7 protein-coding genes are annotated in these 11632 nt (G+C 75.7%); all 7 read left to right on the forward strand.

Going from position 1 to position 11632, the window contains the following annotated elements; all coding sequences use genetic code 11:
• Window positions 1–30: 30 nt before the first annotated feature.
• Complete coding sequence (locus IEV86_RS06195; protein WP_043608761.1) at window positions 31–576, forward strand: NUDIX hydrolase; 546 nt, start codon at window positions 31–33, stop codon at window positions 574–576.
• Window positions 573–3191, forward strand: coding sequence for a DUF6049 family protein (locus IEV86_RS06200; RefSeq protein WP_043608764.1), 2619 nt, complete (start codon window positions 573–575; stop codon window positions 3189–3191). The genes IEV86_RS06195 and IEV86_RS06200 overlap by 4 nt, the downstream gene beginning before the upstream one ends.
• Complete coding sequence (locus tag IEV86_RS06205; RefSeq protein WP_188484593.1) at window positions 3188–7579, forward strand: murein biosynthesis integral membrane protein MurJ; 4392 nt, start codon at window positions 3188–3190, stop codon at window positions 7577–7579. The genes IEV86_RS06200 and IEV86_RS06205 overlap by 4 nt, the downstream gene beginning before the upstream one ends.
• A gap of 105 nt (window positions 7580–7684) precedes the next feature.
• A complete protein-coding gene (gene trxB, locus IEV86_RS06210; RefSeq protein ID WP_043602733.1) occupies window positions 7685–8680 on the forward strand; it encodes a thioredoxin-disulfide reductase in 996 nt (331 codons plus the stop codon).
• A complete protein-coding gene (gene trxA, locus IEV86_RS06215) occupies window positions 8677–9006 on the forward strand; it encodes a thioredoxin (protein WP_043602735.1) in 330 nt (109 codons plus the stop codon). The genes trxB and trxA overlap by 4 nt, the downstream gene beginning before the upstream one ends.
• A gap of 130 nt (window positions 9007–9136) precedes the next feature.
• Entirely contained in the window at window positions 9137–10498 is a 1362-nt protein-coding gene (locus tag IEV86_RS06220; protein ID WP_081978470.1) for an aminotransferase-like domain-containing protein, read from the forward strand.
• Complete coding sequence (locus IEV86_RS06225; protein WP_043602737.1) at window positions 10495–11442, forward strand: D-alanine--D-alanine ligase family protein; 948 nt, start codon at window positions 10495–10497, stop codon at window positions 11440–11442. The genes IEV86_RS06220 and IEV86_RS06225 overlap by 4 nt, the downstream gene beginning before the upstream one ends.
• Window positions 11443–11632 lie beyond the last annotated feature (190 nt).

Genomic DNA, 11632 nt, shown 5'->3' on the forward strand with positions numbered 1-11632 from the left:
GGCCCGGGTGACGGTCGTTACAGTGGCCGCATGTCCAGCGCCGTGCCCTACGAGCGGCGGGGCGCCGTGCCCACGCCCCCCGGGGGGCACGCCCTGCACGTCGACCCGTTGAGCCGACGTCCCACCGTGCCGCTGCCCGTGGTCGACGAGACGTCGGCGGGCGGGCTCGTCGTCGCGGCGCTCGGCGGCCGGCCGCACACGGCCGTGATCGCGCGCCGCAACCGCGCGGGCCGGCTCGAGTGGTGCCTGCCGAAGGGCCACCTCGAGGGCGACGAGACGCCCGAGGAGGCCGCGGTCCGCGAGATCGCGGAGGAGACCGGGATCATCGGCCGCGTCCGGCAGCAGCTCGGCACCATCGACTACTGGTTCACGGGCGACGACCGACGCGTGCACAAGGTCGTGCACCACTTCCTGCTCGACGCGACCGGCGGCGAGCTCACGGTCGAGGGCGACCCCGACGGTGAGGCCGAGGACGTCGCGTGGGTCGCGCTCGTCGAGGTCGGCGAGCGCCTCGCCTATCCGAACGAGCGGCGCCTCGCGTCCGCCGCGTACGCGGTCCTGCTCGACGGCGCATGACCGGTCCCGCCCGTCGCACGGGGGCGGTCCTCGCGGCCGTCCTCGCCGTGCTGACGTCCCTCGTCCCGGTGTCCGCACGTCCCGCTGCGGCGACGACGCACGACGACGCGCTCCCGGTGACCGTCGAGGTCACGCGCGTCGCGCCGCAGGTGCTCCGGCCGGGGCAGGACCTCTCCGTCCAGGTGACCGTGCGGAACACCGGGTCGACGCCGGTCGCGGAGCCGCGCGTCGTGCTCGGACTGGACCGGCGCGGGTTCATCAGCCGCTCGGCGCTGGACCGCTGGCGCGGGGCCGGTCCGGACGGTGCGGCCGGCACCCCGGTCGCCGAGGTGGACCTCGGCGTCCCCCTCGCCGCGGGCGCGACGGCGACCGCGACCGTGACGCTGCCCGCGACGTCGGTCGGCCTGCGGCGCGGGGAGACGTCCTGGGGGCCGCGCGGCATCTCGGCGCAGGTCGTCGACGTCACCGAACCCGCCCGGACCCGCCTGGGGATCGCCCGCACCTTCGCGCTCTGGTACCCCGTCGAGGAGGTCACGGCGACGCGCCTCACGGTGCTCGTGCCCCTCGTCGGGCCCCCGGTGAGCGCGCACGACGACGCCTGGGCGCGCGAGCTCGACGCGCTCACCTCGGGCGGCCGCCTCGCGGCGGTGCTCGACGCGACGGCGGGTCAGCCCGACGTGTCGTGGGCGCTCGACCCCTGGCTCGTCGACGTCGGCGCGGCCGCCGACGCCGCGGCGGACGACGCCGGGACGGACGAGGACGGCGCCACTGACGAGGGCGACGGGTCGGCCGGCGGCACGGGTGAGGGCACGGGCGACGGCACGGGTGACGGCACGACGGGCGGGACGCAGGACGACGCGGCGGACCCCGGGGCCGCGGGGGCCGACGGGCCCGACGCCGCGGCGGAGCCGGACGCGACGGGCGCGGAGGGCGAGGGCGCGCAGGACCCCTCGACCGGCGCCGACGGCGCTGACCAGGGCACCGACGACGGCCCCGACCAGGGAACGAGCGACGGCACGGACGAGGGCACGGGCGAGGGCACGGACGAGGGTTCCGGCGGCGTGGACCCGTCCGACGACGCCCCGGGCGGGGCCGGGTCCTCCGCGTCCGACCCGCTCGTGAGCGACTCCGTCACCGCCTGGGTCGAGCGGCTGCTCGCCGCGACGACCGACCGCGACCTGCACGTCCTGCCCTACCTCGACGCGGACGTCTCGGCGCTCGCGCACGCGGCCGACACCCGCCGGGTCGCCGTCGCGCAGGAGCTCGCGCAGGACGTCCTCGAGAGGTCCGCGCTGCCGGACGGTGCGCAGACGTCGGTCATGTGGCCCACCGACCCGCTGCCGGACCTCGCGACCGCGGCGTTCGCGTCGCGCGCCGGGGCACGCGCGCTGGTCGTCGGGCCGGGCGAGCTCGCGTGGCCGTCCGTGCTCACGTACACGCCCAGCGGGCGCACGACCGTGGAGACCTCGGCCGGCGAGGTCACCGTCCTCGTGCCCGACGAGCGCCTGTCGACCGCGCTGGCGACGGGTGCGTTCATCGACGCCGACGACGTCACGGACCAGGCCCCGCTCACGCCCGCGACGGCGGCCCAGAGCGTGCTCGCCGAGCTCGCGGTCGTCACGCGCGAGCGGCCGAGCGACGCGCGTCACCTGCTCGCGACGGCCCCGCGCGACTGGCACCCCGACGTCGAGGTCGCGCGCGCGCAGCTCGCGGCGCTCGCCGCAGCCCCGTGGGTGCGGACCGACCCCGTGTCCGCGCTCGTCGGCGGTGAGGACACCGGGGTGGACCGCGGGACGCTGCCCGAGCGCGACGTCGACGACGACGAGGTCTCGCCCGCCGAGCTCGCGACCGTCGACGAGGCGCTCGCGGCGCGTCGTCGGCTCGCCGCGCTGGTCGACGACCCCGCGACGCTGCTCGGCGACACCGAGCTCGAGCTCGTCGCTCCCGCGGGTGCCGCGTGGCGGTCGGACCCCCAGGGCCGGGCCGACGCGGTCGAGGCGACCGTGGCCGCGACCGACGCGCTGCGCGGGACGGTCCGCGTCGTGCCCGGCAGCACGACGAACATCCTCGCGACGAGCGGGGGCCTGCGGGTGCGCGTGCGCAACGACCTGGCCCAGGACGCGACCGTCGTCATCGAGCTGCGACCCGCCGACTTCCGGCTCCGGCCCGACGGGGCGGTCACCGTCACGGTCCCGGCGGGCGACGAGGCGAGCGCATGGGTCCCGGTGCACGCGATCCAGAGCGCCGACATCGACGTCGTCGTGCAGCTGAGCACGACGGGTGGCGAGGTGGTCGACGAGTCGACCGTCCAGGTGCGCGTCCGCGCCGAGTGGGAGGGCATCGGCACGGCCGTGCTCGGCGCGCTGCTCGCGCTCGGCGTCGTCGTCGGCGTCGTCCGCACGATCCGCCGCGGCCGCACCGGCCGCCGCGCCGAGCCGCAGCTCACGGCCGGGCCCGACGCGCTCTCGCCCGAGGCGATCGACGACGCGACCAGCCCGGCGCCCGACGACGACGTCGCGACGGACCCGACCGACCCCAGCAGCCCGCCGCCTCCAGCACCGTCAGCGCCGTCAGCGCCGGACGCGACGCGCACCTCCGCACGGGGTGCCGGATGAGCAGCGCGGCCGACGACGCGCGGGACCCGTCGGGAGGCGACGGCACCGGACGTGGCGGGCTGGGCCGGAGCACCGCGGTCATGGCCGCGGGCACGGCGACGTCCCGCGTCTTCGGGCTGCTGCGCGTCGTGGCGCTCGCGGCGGTCATCGGCTCGGCGGGGATCTCGGCCGACTCCTTCCAGGCCGCGTACTGGCTGCCCAACGTCATCTACATGCTCGTCGCGGGTGGCGTCCTCAACGCGGTGCTCGTGCCGCAGATCCTCAAGGCCTACCGGACCAGCGACGGCGACGAGTACGTCGACCGCCTGCTCACGGTCAGCGCCGTCGTCATCGCGGTCGTCACCGTGGTCGCGACCGCCGCGTCACCGCTCGTGGTGCAGCTCGTGGTGTCGCAGCAGACGCCCGAGTTCAAGGCGCTGACGGTCGCCTTCGCGATCTGGTCGATCCCGCAGGTGTTCTTCTACGGGCTGTACACGCTGCTCGGGCAGGTGCTCAACGCGCGCGGCAGGTTCGGCCCCTACATGTGGGCGCCGGTCGTCAACAACGTCGTCGCGATCGCGGGGATCGGGCTGTTCGGGCTGCTCTACGGACGCGTCGGCGAGCTGCAGGGCGACGAGGTCTTCGCGTTCTGGACCGCGGGCCCGGTGTCGCTCCTCGCGGGGACGGCGACCCTCGGCGTCGTCGCGCAGGCGCTCGTGCTCGTCTGGCCGCTGCGGCGCGCGGGGTTCCGCTGGACGCCGAGGCGCGGGTGGCGGGGCGTCGGCCTGTCGTCCGCGGCGCGCGTCGCAGGGTGGACCTTCGCGGCGCTCGTCGTCGGGCAGGTGGGGATCCTCGCGGTCGTCAACGTGTCGTCGGCCGCGAGCGACGCGGTCGCCCAGGGCGCCGTCGTCGCGGGGAACAACCACTACAGCATCGCCTTCACCGTGTTCATGCTCCCGCACTCGCTCGTCACGGTGTCGCTCGTGACGGCGATGTACACGCGCCTCTCGGGACGCGCGGCGGCGCACGACACCGACGGCGTGCGCCGCGACTTCTCGACCGGTCTGCGGCTGATCGGCGTCTTCACGTCGTTCGCGACCGCGGTGCTGGTCGTGCTCGCGCTGCCCGTGTCGCGGGCGCTGCTGTTCGCCGACGCCCGGCCCGAGGCGTCGACCGCGCTCGCACCCGTCGTGGTCACGATGTCGTGCGGCCTCGTGGCCCTCGGCGCGTGGTCGCTCGTGCAGCGCGTGTACTACGCCTACGAGGACGCACGGGCCCTCTTCCTGCTCCAGGTGCCGATGGCCGTCGTCGTCGCGCTCGGCTCGGTCCTCGGCTGGCTGCTCCTGCCGCCGCAGTGGTGGACGGCGAGCGCAGGGGCGGCGATCAGCGCCTCGTACGCGCTGGGTGCCGTGCGCGGGCTGCTCGGCGTGCGGACCCGGCTGGGCGGCATCGGCGACGGCGCCCTCCGGTTGCACGTACGGGCCGGCGTCGCCGCCGTCGGCGCGGGCCTGGTCGGGTGGGCCGTGAGCAGGGTGTTCGGCGAGGTGTGGGACGCGTCGCTGCTCGAGGTCCTCGCGGTGTGCGCCGTCGTCGGGCTCGTCATGCTCGTCGTCTACGTCGCGCTGCTGCGGCTCATGCGCGTCCGCGAGCTCGAGGACCTCGCGGCCCCGCTGCTCCGACGCGCAGGCCTGCGCCGTAGCATGGGCCCGCCCGGCTCCGGGGCGGGCGCACCGGCCTCGGCCGTCGTGCCGCCCGCCGAGGCGACGGGCACGACCGCCACGCCACCGTGGCCGGGGGCCGGTCACGACGACGGCCTCGGGCACGACGGCTCCGGTCAGGACGACGGGCCGCAGCACGACAGGTCCGGTCACGACGACGGGCCGCAGCACGACGACGGGACCGGTCGTCCCGGCACGACCGCCAGCGCACGCACGCACGGCACGACCGACCCGGTGGTGACCACGCCCCGGACGGCCCCCTCGGGTCCGGCCGGACAGCACGGAGGTGATCTTCTGGTGCCCGCCATCGGACGAGGGACGCAGCTCGCCGGTCGCTACCGGCTCGACCAGCCCGCGGGCTCCGACCTGCCCGGCGTCGAGTGCTGGCACGCGACCGACGTGATCCTCGACCGCCCCGTCCGCGTGTGCCTGCTGCGCGAGGGGCGTGTGCGCGAGGGGCAGGACGCGGCACGGCGAGCGGCGCTCGTGACGGACCCGCGCCTCCTGCGCGTGCTCGACGTCGGTGACCACGACGACGTCGCGTACGTCGCGACCGAACCCCTGCGCGGGCGGAGCCTCGCCGAGCTCACGCAGCGCGGGCCCCTGCCCGCCGCCCAGGCCCGCGCGGTGATCGGCGAGGCCGCCGTCGCGCTCGAGGTCGCGCGCCGGCGCGGCGTCCACCACCTCGCGCTGCGCCCGTCGTCGGTGCGGGTCACGTCCGACGGCGGCGTGCTCGTGACGGGGCTCGCGATGGACGGCGAGGTGCTCGGCCACCCCGCGGGGGACGCGCGCGCGACGACCCGCGCCGACACCGTGGGCCTGGTCGGCCTGCTCTACCTCGCGCTGACGGGCCGCTGGCCCGTGCCCGCCGGCGTCGATCCCGACGACGTCCGTCCCGCACCGGTCGTGCAGGGCAGCCCCGTGGCACCGGCCGACCTGTCGACCGCCGTCCCCAACGACCTCGACACGCTCTGCGCCGTCACGCTCGGCCCGCACGACGACGGCCCCCACAGCCCGGCCGAGCTGGTCCACGAGCTCGAGCCCTGGGCCGACGTCGACGTCGCCGCGATCGACGCGACGCCCACCGGGTGGGAGGTCGACGCCCCCGCGGTGCACGGCTCGGCCGACGTGCCCGACGACGCCGAGGCGTCGGGCACCGCGACCGACGCTCCCGACGCCGCGACCGAGACGCCCGACGCCGGGGGCGGCACGGACGCGGGTGCGCCGGGTGACGGTGACGGTGGCACCACGGTCGCCGTCCCCGTCGCGCGCCAGTCGGTGCGCGACTCGTTCGCCGCGCAGACCCCGCCCGCCGCGCCGCCCGGGACCCCTCCGCCGGCCATCCCGCCCGCGCAGCGCATCCCGCGCCCCGACGTCGTGCCGTCACGCCCCGCCGACGACGATGCGACCGCCCGCCCCGCCGCCGTGCCTGCCGTGCCTGCCGTGCCTGCCGTGCCCGCCGTGCCTGGTGCCGCCGTGCCCGGGGCCGCCGTGCCTGGTGCCGCCGTGCCCGGTGCCGCCGTGCCTGGTGTCGCCGTGCCCGCCGTCGTCGCGGCGTCGGCGTCCGCCGCGTCCGTGACCGTGCCGGTCGAGCCGGCGCGCGCGTCCGACGGACCCCGTGCCGAGGGCGACGCCGGCGCTGCGCCGATCGACGTGCCGCCCACCGGAGGAGCCCCCACCGACGTGCCCCCCGCCGACGTGCCGGAGGCCCCGCGCCCCGACCAGCCCGCCCGCGGACCCGTCCGCGGGCCCGTCCGCGGGCCCGTCCGCGCGGCGTTCCCGCCCGTCGCGCCGCCGGCTGGAGCCGGCGCGGCCGCAGCGGCCTCGGTACCCGCGCGTCAGGCCGCACGTCCCGGCGCAGGCCCTGCAGGTGCCTCCGCACGGGGCGGCGCACCGGGCGGTCGGCCGGCATCCGGACCCGCGGGTCGCGGACCGTCGCGCCCCGCCGACCGCATCCCCCGACGCGACGACGTCGAGGTCCTCCTGGGCAGGTCGCAGGAGGTCCTGTCGGGGCGCCTCGCGTTCGACCCGACGCCGTGGGTCCTCGGCGCGATGGTCCTCGCCGTCGTGATCGGCCTGGTCGTCGCGTGGAACACGTTCACGCGTCCCGCTCCGCCGATCGGCGGCTCCGACGGCTTCGGCGACATCGCCGTCGACGAGCAGGCCGAGTCCGGTGCCGAGGGCGAGGGCGAGACCGGCGGCTCCGACGGCGAGGAGGGCGAGCAGCCGGCCGAGGAGCCGGCGGAGGAGGCGCCCGCGGTGCCGCCCGTCATCGCGTCGGCCGTCCAGCTCGACCCGCCGCCGCAGGGCGACGACAACGAGCACCCCGAGGCGGTCGACCGGGCCATCGACGGCGACCCGAGCACCTTCTGGTTCTCGCGCACCTACGCCTCACCGACATACGGGATGAAGTCGGGGATCGGCTACGCGCTGACCCTCGCCGAGCCCGCGACGGTCACCGAGGTGCGGCTGTACGTCAACGGTGCCGGCGGGAACGTCGAGCTGCGCCTGACGGACCCGTCGACGCCCACGGAGGGTGAGGTGCTCGCCTCCGGTCCGCTCGGTCCGGAGACCGTCCTGACGCTCTCGCAGCCGACCGAGGGGCAGCACGTCGTGCTCTGGTTCACCGCGCTGCCGCAGACGCCCGACGGCCGCAACCGCATCGAGCTCACGGAGGTGCGCGTCGGCTGAGCGTCCCGGGGCCGCGGAACACTTCCGGCCTAGGATCTGTTGGGCCAGACGAACCCCGCTGCGGGCACGCGCGGGACGTCAACCACCATCGACAGAGGGACACCAGTGACCGAGACCGTCACCGACCTGGTCATCGTCGGCTCCGGGCCGGCCGGGTACACGGCCGCCGTCTACGCGGCGCGCGCCGGCCTCGCACCCGTCGTCGTCGCGGGCTCCGTCACCGCGGGCGGCGCGCTGATGAACACGACCGAGGTCGAGAACTTCCCCGGCTTCGTCGACGGGATCATGGGCCCGGACCTCATGGAGAACATGCGCAAGCAGGCGGAGCGCTTCGGCGCGACGATCCTGTACGACGACGTGACCGAAGTCGAGCTCGAGGGTCCCGTGAAGACCGTCCGCACGGGCAACGGCGAGACGTACCGCGCACGCGCCGTCGTCCTCGCGACCGGCTCGGCGTACCGCGAGCTCGGCCTCCCGCGCGAGAAGGAGCTCTCGGGGCACGGGGTGTCCTGGTGCGCGACGTGCGACGGCTTCTTCTTCCGCGACCAGGACGTCGCCGTCATCGGCGGCGGCGACTCGGCGGTCGAGGAGGCGACCTTCCTCACGCGCTTCGCACGGTCGGTGACGCTCGTGCACCGCCGCGACGAGCTGCGCGCGTCGAAGATCATGGCCGACCGCGCGCACAACGACCCCAAGATCCGCTTCGCGTGGAACTCCGTGGTCACCGAGATCCACGGCGACCCCAAGCTCGAGGGCATCACGCTCACCGACACCGAGACGGGCGAGATCCGCCGGCTCGACGTCACGGGCATGTTCGTGGCGATCGGTCACGTCCCCCGCAGCGAGCTCGTCAAGGACCAGGTCGCCGTCGACCCGAACGGCTACGTCCTCGTCGGCGGCGAGGGCCGCCGCGGCACCGCGACCGACGTCGAGGGCGTCTTCGCGTGCGGCGACCTCGTCGACCACACCTACCGTCAGGCCATCACGGCCGCGGGCTCCGGCTGCGCCGCCGCCCTCGACGCCCAGAACTTCCTCGCCGACCTCGCGGACGCCGCCCAGCCGGTGCCCGTCCCCGCCACGACCACCCAGGAGAGCCTGTGAGCACCGTCCCCGTCACCGACGCGACCTTCCAGTCGGAGGTCCTCCAGTCCGACATCCCCGTCGTCGTCGACTTCTGGGCCACGTGGTGCGGCCCGTGCCGCCAGGTCGCCCCGATCCTCGAGGAGCTGTCCGAGGTCTACGCCGGCAAGGTGAAGATCGCCAAGATCGACACCGACGCGAACCCGCAGACGACGGCCGCGTACGGCATCACCTCGATCCCGACCCTCAACATCTACAAGGGTGGCGAGCTCGTCAAGCAGGTCGTGGGCGCCCGCCCGAAGCCCGCGCTGACGGCCGAGATCGACGCGGTGCTCGCGACGGTCTGACCCCGACGACGACGGCCCCCGCCCGAGCCACGCGCCCGGGTCGGGGGCCGTCGTCGTACCAGCGCGGCTCGCCTGCGGCGCGCGTGGTCACGCACGCGGGCGGTACGAGCCCGCGTGGCAGACTCGGCGCATGACTCCCGAGAACGGCGAGCCGACGGGGCGGGTGACTCCTGCCCCCGGCAGCGCCGCCCAGACCGTCCAGCCCGTCCACGGGACCCGCCTCGACCCCTGGATCGGCGCCTACGCCGACCGGACGCACGGCATGCGTGCCTCCGAGATCCGGGCGCTCTTCGCCGTCGCGAACCGCCCCGAGGTGGTCTCGCTCGCCGGCGGCATGCCGAACCTCGCGGGCCTCCCGCTCGACGCGATCGCCGAGTCCACGCAGCGGCTCGTGGCCACGCGCGGGCTCACGGCGCTGCAGTACGGGTCCGGGCAGGGCGACGAGCGGCTGCGTGAGCAGATCCTCGAGGTCATGCGCCTCGAGGGCATCGACGCCCACCCCGACGACGTCGTCGTCACGACCGGTTCGCAGCAGGCCCTCGACCTGGTGACGCGGCTCTTCGTCAACCCGGGCGACGTCGTCGTCGCCGAGGCCCCGTCCTACGTCGGGGCGCTCGGGGTGTTCCGCGCGTACCAGGCCGACATCGTCCACGTGCCGCTCGACGAGCACGGCCTCGTGCCCGAGGCGCTCGAGGAGGCGCTGACGCGGCTGCGTGCCGAGGGCCGGCCGGTCAAGCTGCTCTACACCGTGCCGAACTTCCACAACCCCGCGGGCGTCACGCTCTCGCTCGAGCGGCGTCCGCGCGTGCTCGAGATCGCCCGGCGTCACGGAGTCCTGGTCGTCGAGGACAACCCCTACGGGCTGCTCGGCTTCTCGGGCGACCCGCTGCCCGCGATGCGGTCGATGGAGGACGACGGGGTCATCTACCTCGGGTCGTTCTCCAAGACGTTCGCGCCCGGCTACCGGATCGGGTGGGCGGTCGCGCCGCACGCGGTGCGCGAGAAGCTCGTGCTCGCGAGCGAGTCGGCGATCCTGTGCCCGTCCAACGCGTCCCAGCTGTCGATCTCGACCTACCTCGAGAACCACGACTGGCGCGGGCAGATCAAGCAGTTCCGCGAGATGTACCGCGAGCGTCGCGACGCGATGATCGGTGCGCTGTCGGAGCACATCCCGTCCGCGACGTGGACGGTTCCCGACGGCGGCTTCTACACGTGGGTCCGCCTGCCCGACGGCCTCGACGCGCAGGCGATGCTGCCGCGGGCCATCACGGCCCTCGTCGCGTACGTCTCGGGCACCGCCTTCTACGCCGACGGACAGGGAGCCGACCACATGCGCCTCTCGTTCTGCTACCCCACACCCGAGCGGATCCGTGAGGGCGTGCGCCGCCTCGCGAGCGTCGTCGACGCCGAGCGTGAGCTCGTCGACATCTTCGGCACCGCGGTCGCGCGCGAGAACCGGATCGTCGAGTCGCCCGAGCCGGACCTCGCATGAGCGGCGGGACGTTGGACGTCGTCGTCCTCGCGGGTGGGCTGTCGCACGAGCGCGACGTGTCGCTGCGGTCCGGCCGTCGCGTCGCGGAGGCGCTGCGCGGCGCCGGGGTCGACGTGTCGGTGCACGACGTCGACGCGCGGCTCATCCCGACCCTGCGCGAGCTGCGTCCCACACTCGTCTGGCCGCTCCTGCACGGTGCGACGGGTGAGGACGGGTCGGTCCGCGACGTGCTCGACATGCTCGGGCAGCGCTACGTCGGTGCCGGACCACGCGCGAGCCGGGTCGCCTGGAGCAAGCCGGTCGCCAAGACCGTCGTCGGCGCGGCCGGCGTGCACTCACCGCGGTTCGTGACGCTGCCGCAGAGCCTGTTCCGCGAGCTCGGCGCGACGGCGGTGCTCGAGACGGTCCTCGAGGGCCTCGGGCTGCCGCTCGCGGTCAAGCCGTCACGTGGCGGGTCGGCGCTCGGCGTGACCATCGTGCGGAGCGCGGAGGAGCTCCCGCGCGCCATGGTGAACTGCTTCGCGTACGGCGACACCGCGCTCATCGAGCACGCCGTCGAGGGCACCGAGGTCGCCGTGAGCGTCGTCGACACCGGGGACGGACCGCGCGCCCTCCCGGCCGTCGAGGTGGTCACGGACGGGCCGTACGACTACGACGCGCGGTACTTCCCCGGGCGGACCGAGTACTTCACGCCCGCGCGGCTCACCACGGACGTCGCCGACCGGGTCGCGCAGGCCGCCGTGGCCGTCCACACGTCGCTGGGCCTGCGGCACCTCTCGCGGAGCGACCTCATCATCGACCGCGACGGTGTGCCGCAGTTCATCGACGTCAACACGGCACCGGGCATGACGGAGACGTCGCTGTTCCCGCAGGCCGCCGTCGCCGACGGGTACGACCTCGGCAAGCTCTACCGCTCGATCGTCGAGGCTGCGCTCGAGGACTGACGCAGCGCGTCGGTGGGCCGTCGCGCTGGGGTTGGCAGGCCGGCTACGGTCGGCGCGTGTCGGGCGGCGGTCGGCGGACCGGCGGCGGTCGGCCGCGCGCCCTGTGGTTGGGCCCGGCGCCAGTGGGCGCGCGGCGCTCGGCGGGCCGGCGACGACCGGCGTGCCCCTGCGGTTGGGCCGACCCGCCGCC

Origin of the sequence: Cellulomonas carbonis (genome assembly GCF_014636275.1) — a bacterium.
GTDB lineage: Bacteria > Actinomycetota > Actinomycetes > Actinomycetales > Cellulomonadaceae > Actinotalea > Actinotalea carbonis.

What these genes read in the sequence shown, in the direction of transcription:
- IEV86_RS06200 (WP_043608764.1), top strand. Translation starts at nt 573, where the DNA reads ATGACCGGTCCCGCCCGTCGCACGGGGGCGGTCCTCGCGGCCGTCCTC.
- IEV86_RS06195 (WP_043608761.1), top strand. Translation starts at nt 31, where the DNA reads ATGTCCAGCGCCGTGCCCTACGAGCGGCGGGGCGCCGTGCCCACGCCC.
- IEV86_RS06220 (WP_081978470.1), top strand. Translation starts at nt 9,137, where the DNA reads ATGACTCCCGAGAACGGCGAGCCGACGGGGCGGGTGACTCCTGCCCCC.
- IEV86_RS06225 (WP_043602737.1), top strand. Translation starts at nt 10,495, where the DNA reads ATGAGCGGCGGGACGTTGGACGTCGTCGTCCTCGCGGGTGGGCTGTCG.
- IEV86_RS06205 (WP_188484593.1), top strand. Translation starts at nt 3,188, where the DNA reads ATGAGCAGCGCGGCCGACGACGCGCGGGACCCGTCGGGAGGCGACGGC.